Consider the following 21,111-nt stretch of genomic DNA (forward strand, 5'->3'; position numbering starts at 1 on the left):
TGATAGATACCTCAAGACTATTTTAAATACATCTCTTATTTCTATCTTTTTTGTTTCTTTTTTTGTTATCATTGTTTAAATAGTCATATTCAAAATCCCCTTTAAATTTACTTTTCTTATGAATATAACTATCAGACTCAAACCCATCATCTTTTTTGCTCGATTTTGCAAATACTTCAATTATATCTTTGTACTTTTCTTCCAAATTCATTCTTTGTTTCTCCCCTCATACATTGACCATGTAATAATTCTCAATATTTTGTTAAACCTAATATTTCAACTACTTATATTAGGTTTAATACACATAACTCTGGTATTCATCTAATTAACCCCTTTCATAACCAAACAATATTTCATTTTTCTTATAAATAGCTGCTAATATAGGCATTATAGAGAAATAAATACATTTTATTCACTTCTTTTTTAATTAAATATTTAAAAACAGTATTTATATATAAATTTTATCACAGGCATTTGTATTTTTATGTCATTTTTTGTATTCAAAAAAGTTTTTTATTTTTTCTTTATAAGAAGGAATTTGTTTAATAAAATAGAATTAATAGTATGTACTGTATTTTATAAAATAATAATGATTATTAAAGGGAGGAAAAGACATGAAAAAATTATTCAAATGTAGTGTATGTGGTTTTGTATGTGAAGGTTTAGAAGCTCCAGAAAAATGTCCAAAATGCGGAGTTCCAAAGGATAAGTTTGTTGAGCTGTCGAGTGAAGAAGCTGATAAAATTTATCAATCTGACAGAACTAACGATATCCATATGGAGATAATTGAATTGGCTGATAAAATCGCAAAACTCTCTATAGAAGGAATAGACTTAAAATTAGATCCTAATTGTGTTGCTGCTTTTGAAAAAGCAAAAAAAGATGCTTGGACTATTAAGCAAATATCAAAAGCTGAATTAGCAGGACACATGTCTAAAGGAAAATGGTAAAGTAAATACGTTTATAATGTAGTTAGCTATAATTATCAAAAAGCTGGGAATGCATAATGTATTCCCAGCTTTTTAATTATCATTAATCAGTTAATATTTCAATAATCATGTTCTTTAAATTTAGTCCTTCTTCAAAATCAGGATCTATATTTAAAGCTTTCTCTGCATATTCAAGTGCTTTATCCACTTGTTGTAAATTATAATAGCAAAGTGCAATTTCATAATTTGTTTCTGGACATTCACCATAAAACTCTAAAGAAGACTCAAAAAATCTAAGAGCATCTTCATCTTGACCAAGATAACCTAATATTGAGCCAAAGTAATATCCCAAATCTCCTTCTTCGCCAATAGGGAAATAATATTCCCAAGCTTTATTGATCGCAGTAATTAACTCATCTTTAGGAAAATCTTCTTCACTTGGTATTCTTTCAAGTAATATATTATACAATTCAAGTAAGGTTCTTGAATCCCATATTGTAAATCTTAAAAAAGTTAAAAGTTCTTTAGTTGTTAGCGATGAACTTAAAGGCATAATTGCTTTTTTCATATTATAAAAATCATCAGGTCCTATAGTTTCAATAACTTCATTATAAGCCATTGAAGTTTCTATAAGATCATGATTACTTTGACTAAGCATAAATAAAGATACATTGATACTTTCATGATCATATATGCTATGAATTGCTTTTCCACCAAGACCTTTAAAATATAATTCCAAGGCATGAAAGTTTACTGTCATAGAAACACATCCATGCTTTGATAAATATGGATGATAGTTTTTATTCATAACCTCTTCATTTTTGTACCCTTTATCAGCTGATATCAAAATCACATCATCGTTAAATAGCTTTCTTAATCTAGTAATACATCTTAACCCAATTATAGGCATGTAAAATGCTGTATCTTCTAAAGATTTCTTATAATGCTTCAATACATCATTTAAAATCTTATCTTCATAATAATTCATATCTTCTATTTTTTTATCTGTATAATAATAATCTAATCCTGCAAGTATTGATTTATCATTAGGATCATTATTTTCACCTTGAGACGTAATAGAAATTAACCCTTCAAAAATCTCCCCTTCATTTACATAAAAAGTATCTTGAGGTAAACTGTCAAAAGTATAATTAGCAAATAAAATCAAAGGATTTTTCATTTTTCCACTTGATAAAACTTCCCCGCTATATCTAAGTTTAATCTCTTCATCCTTAGATATATCAAAGGTTGCACAATCAAGTATCCCTGATTCAAAATAAGGTTTTAAGAAACTATGATTTTGCCAATATTCAATATTTCTTTCTGCAAAATCTGTTACTAAATATTTAAATTTTATATTTTTCAATGAAGAGTTTTCAATTAGCTGCAAAAATCTTTTTAAAAAAGTATAGGTAAATCTACCTACTCCAGCTGCAAGTTCCATTATATATATAACAGCATTTTTATCCATATCCTCTCTCGCAGCATAATCTCTTAAATATCCAAAAACAGTTTTAGCATATTGGTTTGCAATATAAGGATTTGTTGTTATATATTGAGGCACAATACCTTTAATCCACGCTTCTGGTCCCTGATTTGCAAAAAAATCCGACTGTAATTTCCAAATCATTGATTCTGATAAGCGCTTTTCTGCTTCAAGTATTGTTCCAGAACTTTCATTGACTTTTGCATTAGAAATCTTAGTAATATGATATTTTTTATTTTTCTCTGACAAAATAATTCCTCCTATGATTTAAGTTCACTTTTTTTACTGTATTCAAATAATATATTGCCAATGTCTTTATTTTTGCAAAGAAATAAAGGTGTATGTCCAACATTATTTTCTGAGTTTATATCTATTCCAAGTGATAAAATAAATTTTAAATACTCTTCAAAATCATATTTATCTCCACACAATACATAATCCTCATGTAATATAGTATTGTTATATTTATCAGTATGTTTTATATCTGCTCCATAATCAAGGAGAAGCTTCAAAAGTTCAACTGAAAAACTAAAATTACAGTGAAAAATAGGAGTCTTACCTGATATATTTTCAATATTTACATCTGATCCTCTTTCTAATAATAATTTAACAACATCCATTCTAGGTCTAATTCTGGCACACACTCTGTGTAAAGGCGTCTCTTTAGTATGGCTTTGAGTACTGTTTATATCCGCGCCACTATTTATTAAAAGTTCAATTACTTCGTAATAGTTATCTTCACAATTATCTATAGCGAAATGAAGAAGACTCCTTTCATCATTTACTTCATTAACATTGCCACCATTTTGTATAAAAGAATTAATTTCTTCTATGTTCCCTTTTTTTATACTTCTTAAAATAGATTTTGTTTTTGGCCCAAACAAAATTTCACTAATATTCATAATTTCCTCCAACTAGAGTGTTATAACCTCTTAAATAATTTTATAGCTGTTTTGGCTATCTTATATACTGGTGTTTCTAATTCTTTACTAGCTTTTTTTAACTCTTTTCTAATTTCTATGTGCTGAGGACAATGCTGTTCGCATTTACCACATTCAACACACTGTGAAGCACTGCTCGGATTCTTACGTATTGCAGTGCACATAAGATAGTTATGTCTTCCAGATTTCTTATTTTCAGAATACATAAGATTATAAGAATGAAAAGTTCCTGGAATATCCACTCCCTTTGGACATGGCATGCAATAACCACAGCCTGTACATCCTACTTTAATATTGCTGTTAATCTCTTTCTTAACCTGCTCTATTAATTCAAAGTCTTCCTTTGTGAATTCATCTATATCAACATTTTTAGCAACTTCTATATTTTCTCGAAGCATTTCAAGAGAATTCATTCCTGATAATACACAAGTAACTTCAGGTTGATTCCAAAGCCACCTAAAAGACCATTCTGCTGGAGTACGTTTCCTTGAATTTTCTTTTATTATATTCTTAGCTTTTTCAGGCAACAAATTAACAAGCCTTCCTCCACGTAATGGCTCCATTATAATCACCGGAATGCCTTTTTTACTTGCAGCTTGCAATCCTCTTTTTCCAGCCTGGCTGTGTTCATCTAAATAGTTATATTGGATTTGACAGAAATCCCAATCATAGACCTCAAGAAGCTGAAGAAAAGTTTCTGTATTTCCATGATAAGAAAAACCAATATTACGAATTTGTCCCTTATCAACTTTCTCCTTCAGCCACTCCATAAGTCCAAAACCTACTAATCGGTTCCAAGTCTGTACATCTGTAAGCATATGTATAAGATAATAATCAACATAATCTGTTTGTAGTCTTTTTAATTGTTCATTAAAATACTTTTCCAAGTCCTTTTTAGCTTTAACCATGAAATGTGGGAGCTTTGTTGCAATAAATATTTTATCTCTACAATTATTCCTCTTTATAATTTCACCAAGAGCTGTTTCACTACCTGGATAAACATAAGCCGTATCATAATAGTTTATGCCACTATCAATTGCTGCCATAATTTCCTTTTCTGCTTTATCTAAATCAATGCTGCTTCCCTTTCTTGTAAAACGCATACATCCATAACCCAATATAGATATATTATTACCTTTTCTATCGTTCCTATACTTCATTTGTGAAGATTTTCCTTCAGACTCCATTATTGAAACCACCTCATTAATTTATATAATATATGTATATTACAACAAATCTAGTGGTTTGCCAACATCACCTAAAAATTACAACCTCACTTTCAAGGGTTACTGATATAAGTTATTTAATATTGCTTGTTGATAAACTGATAAATCAGGAGAATTTTTAATAGAATTAATACTAGCTAAAAAATCTCCCGTATCCTTCAATACCTTAGCAAAGCCTCCTGGATTATTTTCAGTTCCTATATATTGTGGATTAGTTTGATCTTTCGCATCAAGTACAGTTACTCCATACATAAGCTTTATAGTTTCATCTTTTGGTAAACTAAATTCTTTAGAAAGTGCTATTGCTGATTCTTCAGGTTTATCTCTGTATTGGTGTACAGAATCATTTAACACTGAAATATACTCCTTAAGAAAATTTGGATATTTACTAGCAAAATCATTTTGAACAATTCCAACTTCGCCAGTAACCACTCCTTTTTTTGCCAAATCTTCAGATGTAATTAGAATTTTTCCACCTTCTGATACTAATCTCGATTTAACTGGTTCCCATGCATATGCTCCATCTATATCATATCTTTGCCATGCTGAATATATTTCAGGCATTTTCATATCAATTAATTCTACATCTGCTGGATTAATTTTGTTTAATTTTAATGCATTTATCAAACTATAATGTGATGATGAATTAAAAGTAGTTGCTATTCTTTTACCTTTCAAATCACTAAATAAGCTTATTCCTGAATCTTTTTTTACAACAAGAGCCTCACTATCCCCTATGATATCATCAATATAATATATTTTATAAGGAACATTATTAGCTATACCTAAAACTGCTGGAGGTGTTCCAAGACTGCCCATATCTATCAATCCTTTAGCTAAAGCTTCAACTACCTCCCTCCCACTATCATATTTTTCCCAATATATTTTAGTGTTTGGGAATTTTTTTTCAACAGCTCCATTTGCTTTTGCTAGTAATTCTCCACTAGGTGAAACCTGATATCCTATTCTAACTTCACTAGGCAAACTCTTATTACTATTTTGCCAAACTTCTAAGCTTCTATAGTTGCAAAGCTTAGATATTATTATAAACATAAATACTCCAAATATAATAAGTCCTACAATAAAATTTTTTCGTCTCATTTATCTTCCGTCACACAAATCTTAAATATAGAAATTTGTAACGTCTCACCTTCCTTTCTTAAAAATTATTTTCTATTTTATTATCTTTCTAATTTTTAAGTTTTGTTATACAGAAATTTGAACATTATATTTTTTATGTTTTCATTAACTTGTCTCAATTATCAATGTTCAATAATCTATTTTCAGCGAATTGCCCCATATAATATATCTTAAATTTAGATTCAGACTATCAATTAGAACTTAGTTATGAAAATTTTCTGAAATTAGTATTGACAAAAATTGTGAAAGTTTTATAATAATATTAATCAATAATAATTATCAATTAATATCAATAATTATTATAATTAATTAAAATTTTAGGAGGTTGATTATTATGTCATTAATAGGAACAGAAGTAAAACCATTCAAAGCATCTGCTTATAAAAATGGTGAATTTTTAAATATATCAGAAGAGAATTTTAAAGGTAAATGGAGTGTTGTTTGTTTTTATCCAGCAGATTTCACTTTCGTATGCCCTACTGAATTAGAGGATTTACAAGATAATTATGACACATTAAAAAAACTTGGTGCTGAAGTATACTCAGTTTCAACTGATACTCACTACACTCACAAAGCTTGGCACGATAGTTCAGAAGCTATTAAAAAGCTTACTTATACTATGATTGGTGATCCTTCACATATACTTTCTCGAAATTTTGATGTTCTAATAGAAGCTGATGGTCTTGCTGACCGAGGTACTTTTATAATAGATCCAGATGGCATTATTCAAGCAGTTGAAATAAATGCAGGAAATATAGGTCGAGATGCCAGTGTTATTGTCAATAAAATTAAAGCCGCACAATATGTTAGAAATAATCCGGGCGAAGTTTGCCCAGCGAAATGGAAAGAAGGAGCTTCTACTCTTAAGCCAAGCCTTGACTTAGTAGGGAAGATTTGAGGTATAAAATTATGATACTTGATGATGAATTAAAAGAACAATTAGCAGAATATATTGATCTTTTGGAGAATGATATTTTAATTAAAGCAAGTGTTGGTTCTGATGAATTATCAGAAGATACTACTGCATTAGTTGAAGAATTAGCTGCTATGTCTCCAAAAATAAAAGTTGAGAATGCAACTTTATTAAGAACACCTAGTTTTAGCATTAATAGAATTGGAGAAGATACAGGAGTTATTTTTTCAGGACTTCCATTAGGTCACGAATTTAATTCATTAATTTTAGCTATGCTACAAGTTAGCGGAAGGCCTCCAAAGATTGACGATAAAACAATAGAAGCTATTAAAAATTTAAAAGGAACATACAATTTTGAAACTTATATGAGCTTAACTTGCCACAACTGTCCTGATGTCGTTCAAGCCCTAAACATAATTAGTATTCTAAATCCTAATGTTACTAACGTAACAATTGATGGTGAATCTTTCTATGATGAGCTTGATGAAAAAAATATAATGGCAGTACCAGCTGTTTATTTAAATGGAGAATTTTTTGGTCTTGGTCGTATGACTCTTGAAGAAATTCTAGCAAAATTAAGCAGTGCCCCTACTGGAGCAGATTTAAATGATAAAGAGCCTTATGATGTACTTGTCGTAGGAGGTGGTCCTGCTGGAGCAAGTGCAGCAATTTATTCAGCTAGAAAAGGCATAAGAACTGGAATAATTGTTGAACGCTTTGGTGGACAGGTATTAGACACTTTAGGAATTGAAAATTTAATTGGTGTGAAATATACTGAAGGTCCAAAACTTGGTGCTAATCTTGAAGAGCATGTTAAGGATTATGATGTTGATATTATAAATTTACAAAGATCTAAAAACATTATCAAAAAAGACTTATTTGAAGTTGAATTAGAAAATGGTGCTATTTTAAAAAGTAAAACTGTAATAATTTCAACAGGGGCTAAATGGCGAAACGTCGGTGTTCCTGGAGAACAAGAATTTAAAAACAAAGGTGTAACTTACTGTCCTCACTGTGATGGTCCTTTATTTAAAGGAAAAGAAGTTGCAGTAATAGGCGGAGGTAATTCAGGAATTGAAGCCGCTATTGATTTAGCTGGAATTGCTAATCACGTAACAGTTTTTGAATTTATGCCAGAACTAAAGGCTGATTCAGTATTACTAAACCGCCTTAACAGTTTAACTAATGTTACTGTTCTTAAAAATGTTCAAACAAAAGAGTTTACAGGTACTAGCAAGATAGATGGAATCACATATGTTGTGCGTGATACTAATGAAGTTAAGCATATTGATGTTGATGGTATATTTGTTCAAATAGGACTTGTACCAAATACTGAATGGCTTAATGACACAGTTGAAAAAAATAAATTAGGTGAAATTGTAATTGATAACCATGGCGCTACAAATATACCAGGTATTTTTGCAGCAGGAGATTGTACAGATAGCCCATATAAGCAAATTATTATTTCTATGGGCACAGGTGCAACTGCAGCCTTGAGTGCATTTGATTATTTAATAAGAAATTAATAAGAACCCCTCTGTAATAGAAATTCAGAGGGGTTTCTCATTTAAATTTTTTATTTAAATCTTTCAATAAACTCACCTTTTTTAACTCATATTAATTATTGCACTTATCACTTCAATTTCTGCCATTATTCTTATCTTTCTGATATTAATTTTTGTTAAAATAAAAAAACTGCAACAGAATACCTATATTAACTCTGCCACAGTTGTTTTTGTTGTATGGAACCCCTAATATTCCTTACAACTACTACACTTACTTCTTTTAGAAGAATATACACCATAATATATGGGCAAACTTCGTAATAACAAACATAAATGCAGTAAAGAATGTCATATAATGAAAACCCCTTTTCCCAATACATATACCATAGATAATTTATTATTTATATCTTCTGTACAAATAAAATATTATCACATTATTTTCAAAAAATATTGTAAAATATTGCTCACTTTCTTGTCAGATTTTTTTTATAATTTTTAATAGATACACCCATTAACTTTTTAAATTGTTTGCATAAATGACTTTGATCAGCTAAATTAAGATTTTGAGCTAGACTTGTTTGAGATTCTATATCATCTAAATTCGCCTTAAGAATTCTCATTTTTGCTTGTATATGATATTGATTTGGAGTAACACCCATCTCCTTTTTAAAAAGCCTAATCAAATGATACTTTGATAAATGAAACGTCTTTGCTAGTTCATCTAAATCAAATTTCTTATCTGCATTTTTCTTTATATACTCAGCAATTAATAAAGCAGTTTCATTTTTATGATCACTTACAGACATAGAATTTGATTCCATAGCTGGACTTATTAATTTAAGAATAGAATTAAGAAATTCTTCCTCATTATTGCTAATTTTAAAAGCCTCACATAAATCCCACATTTCTTCAGTGTATTTCATTTCAAGGAAATATTTATTGAATTTTATATTTTCAACTTTCTTTCTTAATTCATTTTTAAAACAAATTGTAATGTATTCATATTTAGAATCAGTTGTCATACATATTCCAGTGTTTGATGGATTGATAAAAATCATAGCTTCCGTCAACAGGCAACTGCTATTATTTATTGTGACCATTGCACTGCCTTTAGTAACAGCTCCAACACAAAAACTTTCATGACTATGAAGCGGAAAACAATGGCTACTTTCCCCATGTAAAATCTCAACAGAACCCTTTTCGTAAAATTTGATAATATTTTTCATATTACATCTCTCCGAATCAAAGAATTATTCGTTAATATTGTATAATAATATAAGAATAAAATAAACAAAAAAATATTTTGATGAAATACGTTATAATTTATATTTAAATTTTAAAATTATATATAAATATTTAAATTTATATATCAATAAAACAACATCAAATCAAAATGCTAATAAAATTTGTCTATTAAAGATTATATTTTACCAATCGAAATATACTATATAGTAATCATCTTAAAATACCAATATAAATTTAATATATCATATATAGATAATTAGGGGAGGAACAACTTAAGTGAAAATTACTTTACAAGCACTTTTATCGCATATTATTTATATTTTTGTCCTATTAGGAGCTTATTTTTTAATTAAAGAAACTCCTACCTTTACCACTCCTGTTATACTTCTTCTTAACTATTCTTCCTACATTATTTTTATTTTAGGTCTTATCCTATGCATTAGGTTTAATCAAGGCAGGGTTTTCCTAATAATTTTGTTGCTTGCACTATTTGAATTAATCTTAAATTGCAGTCAAGAGTTATCTAAATACATAGAGCTTTATTCAGAAATTCTCTATCCAACAATGTGTATTCTTATGCCTCTTAATCTTATTACTTTTTCACAATTAAAAGAAAGAGGTATATTCTCACTATGGGGAAAACTGCGTATACTTTTTATCCTAGTTGAATTAGTTATTATATATTACTTTTCAAGTTCCAATGATTTAAAAATTGAAAATTTGCTGAATTATAACTTTATAAATTTACCTTTTCAAGAAATTGCAATGCCACAAATCGGATTAATATTATTTAATTTAACTTTAATATTTTTCATAATAAAGATCTTTCTTAGAGACAATGTCCTTGAAACAAGATTAATTGGAGTTACTATTTCTTTGTTCTTAGCCCTTATTTTAATTAATGATAGTTTATCATTTTCAATATATTTAAGTGCTGCAGGTTTATTATTAGTTATAGGTATAATTGAGGATTCCTATTCAATGGCATACCTTGATGAACTTACTGGGATACCTTCACGTAGAGCTCTTAGGGAAGATTTAATGAAGTTGGGGAGTAAATACACAATTGCCATGACAGATATTGATTTTTTCAAAAAATTCAATGATAAATATGGACATGATGTTGGAGATGATGTTTTAAAGTTAGTGGCTTCTAATTTAACTCAAGTAACTGGTGGTGGTAAAGCCTTTCGTTATGGTGGAGAAGAATTCACAATAGTTTTTCCTGGTAAATCCATAGAAGACGTACTGCCTCATTTAGAAAGTATACGTGAGCAAATATCTAAATGCGGATATACTAGAAAACCATCAACAACTAAAACTTCAAAATCAAAACGAGGAAATTCAAGTCAATTATTTGTAACTATAAGCATAGGTGTATGTGAAAAAAGTAATAAATTCAAAAATCCTAATGAAGTAATGAAAGGTGCAGACAAGGCCTTATACAAAGCTAAGAAAAAAGGTAGAAACTGTGTAAGTAAATAAATATGTATATAAATTTAAGCTGAGACTTTTACAAATTTAAAATCTCAGCTTTATTTTTAATGTAAGCTAATTACTCCTCGTCTAATCAATTAATTTTATATCAAAAGCAAATGGAAATTCAACAGCATTTTTATTTTGAAAATCAACTTTATATCCAGTTCCATCTTTATAAAAAAATCCTTGTTTTAAATCAATCTTTACAAAGCACATATTTTCATCCTTTTCGTTATTATGAGCAAAGTACCATGGTTCAAATGCCTTTATCAACTTTTCTCTTATGGCATAATTTTTTTCACATAATGGATGTCCAATATTATATGCAGTTCCGCTAAAACGATACAATTTATTACATATGGAAACCTCAGAATTTTTTTCAATTTCCTTCATTTTCTGTGACTTTGCATAAGTAACAATATAAAAAGCATTATCATCATAAAAAGTATCTATAAATCTAACAGAAGGTATATTATCATTTGCTGTTGCTAGTGCAAATTGATAATCCCTTGCAAATAGATCTTTTATAACCTCTAAACTTTTTTCATATACAGTCATTTTTGCATCTCCTTTTGAAATAATTAAATGAATATGATTTTACTAATTTAAATTATTTTTGTTTTCTACAAACTATAACAAATCTATGTTCAATACTCTCTACATAACCATTAACTTTTATTCCTTCATACAATTTACATAATTCCTCAAAACAGCTATCTACAGAAAAACTCGGAAATTCCCACTCTATAATTTTAGCAAAATAAACTAAGGCTCCAATATCCTTAAAACGTAGGTGAGGAAAAAACTCTTTAGCATATAAAATCTCAAAAGAATTTTCTTTAAATTTTTTCAAGTTATTCTCCAAAGTATTCCCAGAAAATAAAGGTTTAAAATTCTTAATTAATACTTTTGATAATACTTCGTTATTTTTTCCACCGACTTGTTGAGTAATAAATATCCCATTTGGCTTTAATATCCTTTTTACTTCTTTAATATCAAAAGAAGCTTGTCTATTAATAATCATATCAAAGGACTCATCTTTAAAAGGCAACTCTGAATCATTAAACACTTGCTTAACTTCGATACCAAGCGGCTTCAATCTTTTCTTGCACAATTCTACATTGGGTTCCCACATTTCTGTAACTGATGTATTATTATAAGGATGTTTCAATGATAATAAAAATTCTCCTCCGCCAGTTCCCATATCAAGTAATTTATAACCTGGATTTAAAAATTCACTTAATATTTCTTTATAATCCCAAGGTAGTTCTTCAGATTCCCATCTATTTTCTATATATGAAAACTCCCATCCTTCAAAGGCTTTTTTCTCTTCTTTTTCCCATAATTCTTTTAATTTACTATAATTCATAACTGTCCCTCTTTTCTTTTATTCTGTTTATTAGAAAATTGGTGCAGTTTTCTGATAGTATATAATAATTTAATCTTGGCACAATCTACTATCAGTTATCATAACTGCACCAAGTAATTAATTCGCTTTTTTCCCATTTTGAGATTTCACCTACTTTCATTTTTTATCACAATACTTATGGTCACTACACTTTTATTATTTCTTCTGGTACTTTTATATATCCTGTTAATAATTCAATATCAATATCGTCATAAAAATCTTTATCTACTGGTTTAATCATACATACCCTGCTTTTAAGTCCATTCTTTCCTATTTTCTTATGAGCTTTAAAGAATAGCGCAATTGCCGCAGCCTTATTTTCACTTCTTTCATTTAAGTATTCCTTAGTATAAACATTAAGTTGAAAATCTTCTTCACTTTCATATTCAAGCATTGCCAAATCCATTCCTCTAGGACAAATTTTCTCCAAAGCAGCTACATATTCTTCTTTAGCTTCTTCAAGCTGTTCTTTAGGCACAACTTGTCCTAGTTCCATCTCTAAATTATTATTTACTTCATTCCAAACATCATAATGATACATGTTATTAATATAATAATTATATTTTCTCTTTTGAATATGGTCATAAAACTCAAACTTATTTCCTATTTCCATTTCACCAAATTTCATATGTATTGATTGGTTTATAATTATACTCTTAGAATAACTTCTAAGCTTTAAAATAATATCTAACTTCTTTGTGGTATCAATTTTAGGTAATTTATCACAATCTTTTAACTTATATTCTGTTATTATTATATTTTCTAAATCTGAATAATGTAAGTTTGCAGAAATCAGTCCATTATCTATAAAATTTTGTAGCTTACTAGAATTATCAATTTTCCATAAATACAAAGGAATTGAAGTAGAAGAAGAACTCAATATTTTTTGCCCTTGAATAATTATTTCCGATATATTAATATTTATAAAACTACTTTCTTTATTTACACTATTAATTATTTCTTCACGATTTGAAAGATATTTTGTCACATTTTCCTCAATGTGCTTTCTATACGGCAATTTATATATGGCCCATAATACACTACCCTCTTCCTCTGACGTTATAGCTATTAAATTAACATCAATTCCTTTAATATTAACTGTTTTATTTATGATAATTTCTTTTTTTAAATTCATATGGATTCTCCTTAAGCGTAATTATCATTTATGTAATGCATTATAGATATCCAATTAATCAAACTTATAAATGGAATATACATTGCATCATTGAGAAATTATAATCGTAACACTACACTAGAAATTAGATACATATTTGTGCAAGCGGCATATGAAATTAAGCTGTGATGGTTATTAGTGGAAGGTTGTTCCACTTTCTGCTTGTCATAAATTTACTTTAGGAACATGCAGAAATGGCTGCAACCTTCCACTTAGAACCCATCCAGCGATAATTTCATTAGTCCGCTGGAATAAATATGTGTTTAATTTCGGTAAATTACGCATATGTCTAATTCTTGCTTTGGATATCTTTATTCCCATATCAATTGTTATTTAAACTTTGTTTTTCATACAAATCATTTTCTTTTCTGAAACACCAAGTTTGTCCTAATTTGATATCTTGAATTGTATCCTTCTCCAATCTAATTACTTAAGCTGTCCTTATATTATTCTAATTCTTACAAAATAAGCCTTGTATTATATTACCTTAATAGTATCATTTTTGGTATTATATATCAAACTTATAAATGGAATATACATTGAGAAATTATAATCGTAACACTACACTAGAAATTAGATACATTTTTCTGGAAGCAGGCATGTGAAATTAAGCTTATGATGGTTCTTAATGGGGGCTTGTTTCATTTAAAGCTTGTCCAGATTTTACATCTGGAACACGCTGAAATGACTACAAGCTGCCATTTAGAACCTTCCAGCGAAAATTTCACTAGTCCTGTGGAAGATAAATGTATTTGATTTCGGTAATTGTTGCATAAGTCTAATTCTCACTTTCGATATCTATACCTTTAATGATATCTAACTAGAACTAAATAAATAAAATAATGACTTTGTGAAGTCAGTTCATTCACAAAGTCATTATTTCTATTATATAGCACTTTTTATTAAATTAATTATCTCATCCTGTTTCATGCCATTAGTTATTGAAATAGAATATGACATATTATTTGCACTCCAGACAGCAACTTTTATAAGATCATTATCTCCCTTTAATTTTACATTGCTTCCATTTATATTAATAGTATTATAGGTCTTATAGTTATTATAGTCACCACTTATATCTTCAATTCCTTGTCCCATTCTAAATATAATATCATTTTCTTTATTCATATAGCATATTTGAAATACGTTACGCGATATTGTATTTATATACTTTATATTATATTTGCCTAATAATTCCTTTGGCACTGTAATTTTAAATTTCAAAGCTTTTTGAGCATCATCTATAGTATCAAAATTTTCAATAGGATTTATTATATCAATCCCATCTTCTGTATTAGTTTTTACAATAGCTGCTGGCCTACCATCCCATTTACCGTTTTGATCTACTTTATAACCATCTGGAGTTACTGTATTTTCAGCCATTTCTCCATTATTTAATAAGTAGTACCAATTGTCATTAGTTTTGACCCAGCCCCTTTGCATTATGCCATTGTTGTCCATATAGTACCATTTATTATTTATTAGCTTCCAACCTATCAATAGCTCACCATTAATCGAATAAATCCATTGTCCATCTTTATTCCTCACGAAAAAACTTCCTACTGCTTTCTCATCATTGAATAGAAAATTATACATATTAATTGGTACATATACAATATTATTGTCTACTATTGGTTCAGCACCTAATTCATGCATCATGGTCAATCCTATTGCATTACTGCTTGAATAATAATAGCCATCCATTCCAATATAAACATTTGTTTTAATTTTACCATTATCTAGGCTGATAATTTTATTATCCTTATCCGCCTCTACTTTAAAGCCAAGACTTTCTGCTGTAATTTTAAGTGGAACCATAACCTTGCCTTTATATATTAAAACTCCATTTCTTCCAATTTCAATATTCTTCCCACCGATTATCACCTTGTTAATATCTAAATCCTTTGGTGCATAGTTTGATATTGGCAAAGCGTCATTAGTAATTTCTGTGTTAGAGTTTTGAGTATTTAAATCTGCTGCAAATGCTGAAACAGTCATTCCCATAATTGTTACGGCTGTTAATAAACCTATCATTAATTTTTTCATAATATACATTCTCCTTCTAAGTTACACATTAATTTACCTTTTCAAATAGTAATACAATTCAACCTAGAAAAATGTTGCAAATAATTCAAAATTTTTATTTATTACATTAATTAGCCCAACATACATTACTTAGTTCATATTTATTAAAACAATGCTTTTTCAAAACATTTTAAATTTTCCCATATTACATTTTGAAAATGAAATTTTGTCGTACCTACATAAAGATATCCAATTTTAGGATATAGAGTTGCCGCTGGAATATTCCCTTCATAGGTATCAAGACGAATAACTTTATATTTTTGTTCTTTGGCATATTTCTCAATAAAGTTCATCATTATTCTTGCTTTACCTTTCCCACTTTCAGAAGGTCTAATGCATAAGGTATGTATGACCATCACTTCACTTGGCTCAGCCTTTGTAATCCACTGAATGTTTCCATATTCTTTTGGTTGAATACTATTAAGTACCACACTGCCATATATTCCTTTTTCATCTTCTCCAACAAACATTGAATTCTTCTCAATAGCACCTTTAGCGTAATCAACTGTTGGATAAAGCCCTTTTTGCCAATTTGTATAAGACACTGTTTGTGCTTCATAATCTAAAATCTCATTATATATATTTTCTATTTCTAAAGTATCATCTATCGTAGCAATTCTAATCATCATTTTTCTCCCCACATATTTTTATTTTTAATCTGCCCCTTATAATAATATCAAAATATTTCTCTTGGAATCAATACCTTCATCTTCACTACAATTTTCACTACGTTATTAATTTTATTTTTAGCAACAATCCCAATTATATAAGACCTTAGTAAAGTCAAGTTTCTTTAAATCTTCTTCGTTTATAAAAAAGTTGGCTATTCCACCATCTCCAAACATTAAGTCACACTCATATTCACAATCAAGTTGAAGTAGCAAAGTATCAAAAGTTCTGAGTTCTTCATTTTCCCTTGGACCATATTGAACAAAGATAGGATATCCTCCTATCCTACATCCATCACCACTTAATTCATCTAAATACGTATTTCTTTCTTCTTCCAAAAATAAATATATAAGAAAAATTACTAATTATATTTTTTATATAATGAAACAAAATCAATCATATTACTATTTTTACATACTCTTTTTATTTCATTTCTAACTTCCATAAGAGCAAATCCAAGTAAGTTTTCTCCACGCCATAATTCTGGATTTTTAATCTCCTCATCATTCTCAGACATCTGTATTCCCCATATATTATCATAAGGACTTGCCTCAACTAATATTTTGTCTTCTGTTGAAAGAAGATATGCTTTCAATTTTTCATTCTGCATAAACTTATTATAATTTCCATTTACAACAATTGAATACTTAATGTTATTCCAAATATTTTCATCAAAGCCTCTTACTTTACGTCCTAGTCCCTTTATTTCATTAGGATTATTACAACTCATAATTTTACCTTCTATTTCTTTATCTCCAAACAATCTAGCTTTTTCTGCCATCATATATTGTTCCATAAATAAATATTTAGCATGTCCTACATCAAAGCTACTCTTCCACCACTGGCTAAAGCAAGATTTGGTAATCCCCCCATCTTTTTTAGGATGATGCCCCCAAAAATAAATATATTCCAAATTCTTTCCACTTTTATAATCTGAAATAAGGTTATTTAAATCATATTCTGGCTTACCGTCTTTTTGCCAAGTGTATGTCCAATAATCATTATGTTGATAGATACTATCATCTATTTCCCATCTTTTAGGCTTCGGAAACATCTCCATATAATTTTTCTTCTCATCTTCTTTTAAATTATCAAACCACAAATAAAAATCCATAGCATATCCTTCACCATATCCCATTCTCCAGCCTATACTGCCATTTGAAATGTTCGGATACATTAGCCATAGTGGAGCCATTAATTGGTTATCATTTTTATTTCTCATAATATTCTTTCTCCTTATATCTCTTAAATATTCTTACAAAATTTAAAAGGTTATTTCGTTTCCTTTAGTTGGTTTAAAAAATCAAATTCCAATTTAATTATCTCACTCATAGAAACTTCTTGACGATGTCTGCCTTCCAATGAATCGGCTTTCGCCCATAGGAATGGATAAAAACTTATTCCATTATCATTACTTATTCTTTTTATATCGTCTTTCCATGTATTCCACCTATAATCCATGTAATATGTGTCAGTATCTCCATGAAATGCCCAATATAAGAATTCTGAATAAGAAATCTCCATCGGCTCCCATTCTAAACAGTCAGGTGCAAAATAACTAATATTACTATCATCTTGCATTGCAAATAAGCCACCTAAAACATCTTCTGCAACAATAATATCAGACTCTGGAAATAAATCATTTCTTTTATTGAAGTCTAATTCTCCAGATCCATACAATCTAAGCCAGTTGTCAATTATAATTCCACCAGTTTTAAAAAGAATTGTTCCAAATAAACTTTTTTCATTTATTTCATATCTTTTTTTAATGCAATTCAATACTTCAATATCAACCTGAAGAATTTTTATCTCTTTTTTAGAATTTTTAACACTTTCTAAAATACTTTTATATCTGTCCATTTATCTATCTCCTACAAATTACTATTTATGTAACTTTTCAAATTACTAATTAAATATACTTTCACGTCTTCTTAAATATTAAACTATAGGCTCACTCTCTGCCAAAAAATATACTTCACTCCAACACCAATCTACCAACAGCAGCGCTGAAGTTTCAGACAACTTCTGTAATAACTTTTCAGCATTTGTAATATCATTTTTTTCATATATAGCAAGCATTAACCAGATATTCTGTACCATATCATTTTCATCATAATCGAAGAATGCAGTAACATTTTCATTAACTCTATATGCAGAAGTATTTTTATGTTTCATCTTTTTTCCCTAATTTACATTTTTAAAATCCAATCTGCGAATTCTTTAATGATTTCCTTAGGATTAGCTCGCTTGTTTTGTTCTGCAATTAAATCATAATATTCAAGTTCATGAATTATTAAAGGTAGAGCTTTTCCAAATTTTTTTTCAATTACGCCTTCTTCATGGAGCTTTTTAACCACTTCAACACATAGTTCCACAAATCTGCTAGTTATTTCATCTCCTAACTTTAATGCTTTATCAAAATCTTCGTCCTCTTCCTCATCTGAATAATATAAATTATTTTCCTTAATCCACTGGCTTATCCTTTCGCCATCTTCTAAATTTTCTCCCCAATCGTCACCAATAATTAATTCTTCATTTTGCAACCAAAATGCAAAATTCCATTTTGCTTCTGCATTATCAGATGCATCTTCTAATGCACTTTCATATTGCTCCATATTGTTGTATCCAAGTGTAATCATTGGCCTTCTCGGATCATCTTCTGAATTTGAAATATATAATGATATAACGTAAATATCCTTAATCACGTCACTATTCCATGATAAAATTTCTGATTTTATACTCTCAAATACATATTTTTTTAAGCTATTCATGTAAATTTCCTCCTAGCATATAGAATTACTATTTATATTAATAATATTTAAACTAGAATTGGTGTGTCACTCGTCGAAATCTTCTGAAGCTTCAAAATTAGAGTAATAGCTTACGAAATCGTCAATTAATAAATGTCTGTTGCGTACATATTCGGATTCTACACCACCATTTTTAAGACTTTCTATCCATTCAGCATCTACCATGCAACCAACATCCATATTTATACCATACTTTGCCTTATTAATAATTTCTATGTCCTTTACTTCACCTATACAAAACAAATAACCGCATAAGAAACGTAAATATTCACTGCTACCATTTTGATAATTAATAATCTCTTTTTCGAGAAGTTGTCTGATTTCAACATGGTATTTCTCACTAAAATCAAAGTCATATCTCTTTATCAATACTTCCACACGTTCTTCATTATTCAAGCTCTTTTATCCTCCTAAATTATAATCTTTTAATTGTTTTTCTCTTCCAATATATTCCTTAACGAGTTTCCAAAAACCTTCAAAATCATTATTAAGATATGTTTCATTTTCTAATTCAATATATTCATCGTAGTTTTCAATATCAATCTTCTTGCATTTTTCTAATATTTCAGCCTCTTTTGTTGCTCCACAATTTTTTAATGCAACAACTGTTTCATTGACATAATCTTTTGTTGAATCATTAAAAAAGCCTTCTAACCCTTCCATTTGCAATTCAGTATCATAATCAACAATAAAAATAACATCTTGTACAAATTGTGGATACCTTTTAATCTCATTTCTTTCTATTGGTTCACTATAGATATCTGCCATTGATTGCAAAAAATCATCAGCACTCATTTCATTTATTCGTTCCAAAGCTCTATCGATAAAATTCATCATAAAATCTCCTTATCACCCTTCTTTAAATAAGGTTCTTTATTAATACTATTGCTCTGTTTCTATGCTTACTATCAATTATTCCATCAAAATATAAGCAATAACTTCTACCACAAGCCCTAAATTTACGAAGTATTACATTATCCATATTAAGTATAATATTTCTTCCTGTAACTTGATCAATATAACTCTTTTTATCTTTATGCTGTAACCAACATTCCATAAGCTCTCCAGATTTAACTACAAGCCAGCCATTACCACCTTTTATTGGTTCATCATCGCTACCATATGTAAATGTTAATGCATATGTATAGTTATCTAACTTCACACTTTCCATACAATATATAGAACATAATTCAGTAAGTTCAAATAACTTCTTTTCTTCTATCTTCTTACCATCAATACCATAAACTGAATAGAATATTTCGCTGGGTTTTTCTACGTGAAATATGCTTCCACCATTTGCTGTTACCTCAACTGTCTCATGATTCTCCCAATTGATAACAGGACTATTCTTTTCAAAAAATGCATCCAAAAACATACCTTCTACATAAACTTTGCGTTCCTTAATAGATACTCCTTTATCATCAAGCAAGCGATGCAATATCATATTTTCATCAATTGTTGAAAAGGCGTGTATTCCTTCTTCATTATACAAGCATCTACTTACCAATGGCTCTTCTATTTTCATACGCTTTACTGACTGAAATTGTTTAGCTTTAGAAAATTTATATTCTCCTAGCTTCGTAGGCTTTTTATTAAAAGTTCCATCAGTATAAGATAATATCTTATCTCCATCTCTAAAAATATGTTCAGCTACTGATGCCATTGGTTTACAATCCTTAATATCCTTCCTATCCCCTATTGGCAAGCATACCTCCCTATTTAAAGATGTTTTTGAGTATCCAATTACACACCAAATTTCATCATTTGGCCCTTCGAACAGATCATATGGGACTCCTTCAGATTCGCAGTAACATGTGGTTTGTAAATTTTCCATATCCATTTTAATATAGCAAAAATTATCTTTATATTTCTCTAGTTCATCTAAATGTGATGCAATATCAGATGCATCTTTATAGTCATTTATACTAAAGAGTATTTGATTCTTTGATGGTAAATAACACATATCCCCTGTGCTCAAGCGGAAATCAGCATCGATATGTATACCATAAAATTCATTGATATTATAATTGCTGATTTTAAAAATGCTGTTATCTATAATTAAATCATCCAAAGTTTTCCCTCCTAATATATAAAATATAAG

At 28.9% G+C, this 21,111-nt stretch carries 22 protein-coding genes and 1 pseudogene; 4 read left to right on the top strand and 19 right to left on the bottom strand.

The genetic code is table 11. The features are described from left to right. Positions 1-22 precede the first annotated feature (22 nt). Positions 23-211, bottom strand: a complete 189-nt coding sequence (locus CSPA_RS19100) for a hypothetical protein (RefSeq protein WP_015394004.1) — start codon at positions 209-211, stop codon at positions 23-25. A gap of 403 nt (positions 212-614) precedes the next feature. On the opposite strand from CSPA_RS19100, the gene CSPA_RS19105 reads away from it, so the two are divergent. Continuing rightward, complete coding sequence (locus tag CSPA_RS19105) at positions 615-950, top strand: rubredoxin-like domain-containing protein (protein ID WP_015394005.1); 336 nt, start codon at positions 615-617, stop codon at positions 948-950. An 82-nt stretch (positions 951-1,032) separates the two neighbouring features. Here the strand turns inward: CSPA_RS19105 and CSPA_RS19110 are convergent, their stop codons facing one another. The 4 genes from CSPA_RS19110 to CSPA_RS19125 form a co-directional block, all read right to left on the bottom strand. Next, the gene (locus CSPA_RS19110; protein ID WP_015394006.1) at positions 1,033-2,664 is read right to left on the bottom strand and encodes a tetratricopeptide repeat protein; all 1,632 of its coding nucleotides are present in this window, start codon (positions 2,662-2,664) and stop codon (positions 1,033-1,035) included. A gap of 11 nt (positions 2,665-2,675) precedes the next feature. Continuing rightward, positions 2,676-3,317: an ankyrin repeat domain-containing protein gene (locus CSPA_RS19115; RefSeq protein ID WP_015394007.1), complete on the bottom strand. Its 642-nt coding sequence runs from the start codon at positions 3,315-3,317 to the stop codon at positions 2,676-2,678. Positions 3,318-3,337: 20 nt separating this feature from the next. Continuing rightward, the gene (locus CSPA_RS19120) at positions 3,338-4,543 is read right to left on the bottom strand and encodes an aldo/keto reductase (RefSeq protein WP_015394008.1); all 1,206 of its coding nucleotides are present in this window, start codon (positions 4,541-4,543) and stop codon (positions 3,338-3,340) included. A gap of 99 nt (positions 4,544-4,642) precedes the next feature. Continuing rightward, complete coding sequence (locus CSPA_RS19125; RefSeq protein ID WP_015394009.1) at positions 4,643-5,683, bottom strand: taurine ABC transporter substrate-binding protein; 1,041 nt, start codon at positions 5,681-5,683, stop codon at positions 4,643-4,645. A gap of 373 nt (positions 5,684-6,056) precedes the next feature. Between CSPA_RS19125 and ahpC the strand changes: the two genes are divergently transcribed. Together ahpC and ahpF are read left to right on the top strand one after the other, a co-directional pair. Next, positions 6,057-6,620, top strand: a complete 564-nt coding sequence (gene ahpC / locus CSPA_RS19130) for an alkyl hydroperoxide reductase subunit C (RefSeq protein ID WP_015394010.1) — start codon at positions 6,057-6,059, stop codon at positions 6,618-6,620. An 11-nt stretch (positions 6,621-6,631) separates the two neighbouring features. Continuing rightward, positions 6,632-8,161 carry an alkyl hydroperoxide reductase subunit F gene (gene ahpF / locus CSPA_RS19135; RefSeq protein WP_015394011.1) on the top strand — a complete coding sequence of 510 codons (1,530 nt, stop codon included), beginning with the start codon at positions 6,632-6,634 and terminating at the stop codon, positions 8,159-8,161. A gap of 443 nt (positions 8,162-8,604) precedes the next feature. Here the strand turns inward: ahpF and CSPA_RS19140 are convergent, their stop codons facing one another. Beyond that, positions 8,605-9,366, bottom strand: coding sequence for an AraC family transcriptional regulator (locus CSPA_RS19140; RefSeq protein ID WP_015394012.1), 762 nt, complete (start codon positions 9,364-9,366; stop codon positions 8,605-8,607). A 295-nt stretch (positions 9,367-9,661) separates the two neighbouring features. Here CSPA_RS19140 and CSPA_RS19145 point away from each other — a divergent pair, with 295 nt between their 5' ends. After that, a complete protein-coding gene (locus CSPA_RS19145; RefSeq protein ID WP_015394013.1) occupies positions 9,662-10,870 on the top strand; it encodes a GGDEF domain-containing protein in 1,209 nt (402 codons plus the stop codon). An 81-nt stretch (positions 10,871-10,951) separates the two neighbouring features. Here CSPA_RS19145 and CSPA_RS19150 read toward each other — a convergent pair whose 3' ends face one another. The 13 genes and pseudogenes from CSPA_RS19150 to CSPA_RS19210 form a co-directional block, all read right to left on the bottom strand. Next, positions 10,952-11,422 carry a pyridoxamine 5'-phosphate oxidase family protein gene (locus CSPA_RS19150; protein ID WP_015394014.1) on the bottom strand — a complete coding sequence of 157 codons (471 nt, stop codon included), beginning with the start codon at positions 11,420-11,422 and terminating at the stop codon, positions 10,952-10,954. Positions 11,423-11,474: 52 nt separating this feature from the next. Continuing rightward, positions 11,475-12,233 carry a class I SAM-dependent methyltransferase gene (locus CSPA_RS19155; RefSeq protein WP_015394015.1) on the bottom strand — a complete coding sequence of 253 codons (759 nt, stop codon included), beginning with the start codon at positions 12,231-12,233 and terminating at the stop codon, positions 11,475-11,477. 184 nt (positions 12,234-12,417) lie between these two features. Then, positions 12,418-13,407, bottom strand: coding sequence for a hypothetical protein (locus CSPA_RS19160; RefSeq protein ID WP_015394016.1), 990 nt, complete (start codon positions 13,405-13,407; stop codon positions 12,418-12,420). A gap of 924 nt (positions 13,408-14,331) precedes the next feature. After that, on the bottom strand, positions 14,332-15,492 hold the full coding sequence (locus CSPA_RS19165) for a stalk domain-containing protein (RefSeq protein WP_015394017.1): 1,161 nt from the start codon (positions 15,490-15,492) through the stop codon (positions 14,332-14,334). A 143-nt stretch (positions 15,493-15,635) separates the two neighbouring features. After that, complete coding sequence (locus CSPA_RS19170; protein WP_241393380.1) at positions 15,636-16,160, bottom strand: GNAT family N-acetyltransferase; 525 nt, start codon at positions 16,158-16,160, stop codon at positions 15,636-15,638. 117 nt (positions 16,161-16,277) lie between these two features. After that, a pseudogene (locus tag CSPA_RS19175) lies at positions 16,278-16,535 on the bottom strand (DUF1963 domain-containing protein); the annotation flags it as partial. 26 nt (positions 16,536-16,561) lie between these two features. Next, positions 16,562-17,422, bottom strand: a complete 861-nt coding sequence (locus CSPA_RS19180) for an NADAR family protein (RefSeq protein WP_015394020.1) — start codon at positions 17,420-17,422, stop codon at positions 16,562-16,564. A 50-nt stretch (positions 17,423-17,472) separates the two neighbouring features. After that, positions 17,473-18,060 carry a DUF2625 family protein gene (locus CSPA_RS19185; RefSeq protein ID WP_015394021.1) on the bottom strand — a complete coding sequence of 196 codons (588 nt, stop codon included), beginning with the start codon at positions 18,058-18,060 and terminating at the stop codon, positions 17,473-17,475. A 78-nt stretch (positions 18,061-18,138) separates the two neighbouring features. Further along, on the bottom strand, positions 18,139-18,375 hold the full coding sequence (locus tag CSPA_RS19190; protein ID WP_015394022.1) for a hypothetical protein: 237 nt from the start codon (positions 18,373-18,375) through the stop codon (positions 18,139-18,141). A 14-nt stretch (positions 18,376-18,389) separates the two neighbouring features. Then, positions 18,390-18,971, bottom strand: coding sequence for a hypothetical protein (locus CSPA_RS19195; RefSeq protein ID WP_015394023.1), 582 nt, complete (start codon positions 18,969-18,971; stop codon positions 18,390-18,392). A 66-nt stretch (positions 18,972-19,037) separates the two neighbouring features. Continuing rightward, on the bottom strand, positions 19,038-19,406 hold the full coding sequence (locus tag CSPA_RS19200) for a hypothetical protein (RefSeq protein ID WP_015394024.1): 369 nt from the start codon (positions 19,404-19,406) through the stop codon (positions 19,038-19,040). A gap of 6 nt (positions 19,407-19,412) precedes the next feature. Next, the gene (locus tag CSPA_RS19205) at positions 19,413-19,847 is read right to left on the bottom strand and encodes a DMP19 family protein (protein ID WP_015394025.1); all 435 of its coding nucleotides are present in this window, start codon (positions 19,845-19,847) and stop codon (positions 19,413-19,415) included. 22 nt (positions 19,848-19,869) lie between these two features. After that, a complete protein-coding gene (locus tag CSPA_RS19210; protein WP_015394026.1) occupies positions 19,870-21,081 on the bottom strand; it encodes a hypothetical protein in 1,212 nt (403 codons plus the stop codon). Between the last annotated feature and the right edge of the window lie 30 nt (positions 21,082-21,111).

Origin of the sequence: Clostridium saccharoperbutylacetonicum N1-4(HMT) (genome assembly GCF_000340885.1) — a bacterium.
In the GTDB taxonomy this organism is placed as follows: Bacteria; Bacillota; Clostridia; order Clostridiales; family Clostridiaceae; genus Clostridium; species Clostridium saccharoperbutylacetonicum.

Bases quoted from the DNA above. Each gene is read 5' to 3' on its own strand.
- CSPA_RS19100 (WP_015394004.1), bottom strand. From the start codon at position 211: ATGAATTTGGAAGAAAAGTACAAAGATATAATTGAAGTATTTGCAAAA.
- CSPA_RS19105 (WP_015394005.1), top strand. From the start codon at position 615: ATGAAAAAATTATTCAAATGTAGTGTATGTGGTTTTGTATGTGAAGGT.
- CSPA_RS19115 (WP_015394007.1), bottom strand. From the start codon at position 3,317: ATGAATATTAGTGAAATTTTGTTTGGGCCAAAAACAAAATCTATTTTA.
- CSPA_RS19120 (WP_015394008.1), bottom strand. From the start codon at position 4,543: ATGGAGTCTGAAGGAAAATCTTCACAAATGAAGTATAGGAACGATAGA.
- CSPA_RS19125 (WP_015394009.1), bottom strand. From the start codon at position 5,683: ATGAGACGAAAAAATTTTATTGTAGGACTTATTATATTTGGAGTATTT.
- ahpC (WP_015394010.1), top strand. From the start codon at position 6,057: ATGTCATTAATAGGAACAGAAGTAAAACCATTCAAAGCATCTGCTTAT.
- ahpF (WP_015394011.1), top strand. From the start codon at position 6,632: ATGATACTTGATGATGAATTAAAAGAACAATTAGCAGAATATATTGAT.
- CSPA_RS19140 (WP_015394012.1), bottom strand. From the start codon at position 9,366: ATGAAAAATATTATCAAATTTTACGAAAAGGGTTCTGTTGAGATTTTA.
- CSPA_RS19150 (WP_015394014.1), bottom strand. From the start codon at position 11,422: ATGACTGTATATGAAAAAAGTTTAGAGGTTATAAAAGATCTATTTGCA.
- CSPA_RS19155 (WP_015394015.1), bottom strand. From the start codon at position 12,233: ATGAATTATAGTAAATTAAAAGAATTATGGGAAAAAGAAGAGAAAAAA.
- CSPA_RS19160 (WP_015394016.1), bottom strand. From the start codon at position 13,407: ATGAATTTAAAAAAAGAAATTATCATAAATAAAACAGTTAATATTAAA.
- CSPA_RS19165 (WP_015394017.1), bottom strand. From the start codon at position 15,492: ATGAAAAAATTAATGATAGGTTTATTAACAGCCGTAACAATTATGGGA.
- CSPA_RS19170 (WP_241393380.1), bottom strand. From the start codon at position 16,160: ATGATGATTAGAATTGCTACGATAGATGATACTTTAGAAATAGAAAAT.
- CSPA_RS19180 (WP_015394020.1), bottom strand. From the start codon at position 17,422: ATGAGAAATAAAAATGATAACCAATTAATGGCTCCACTATGGCTAATG.
- CSPA_RS19185 (WP_015394021.1), bottom strand. From the start codon at position 18,060: ATGGACAGATATAAAAGTATTTTAGAAAGTGTTAAAAATTCTAAAAAA.
- CSPA_RS19190 (WP_015394022.1), bottom strand. From the start codon at position 18,375: ATGAAACATAAAAATACTTCTGCATATAGAGTTAATGAAAATGTTACT.
- CSPA_RS19195 (WP_015394023.1), bottom strand. From the start codon at position 18,971: ATGAATAGCTTAAAAAAATATGTATTTGAGAGTATAAAATCAGAAATT.
- CSPA_RS19205 (WP_015394025.1), bottom strand. From the start codon at position 19,847: ATGATGAATTTTATCGATAGAGCTTTGGAACGAATAAATGAAATGAGT.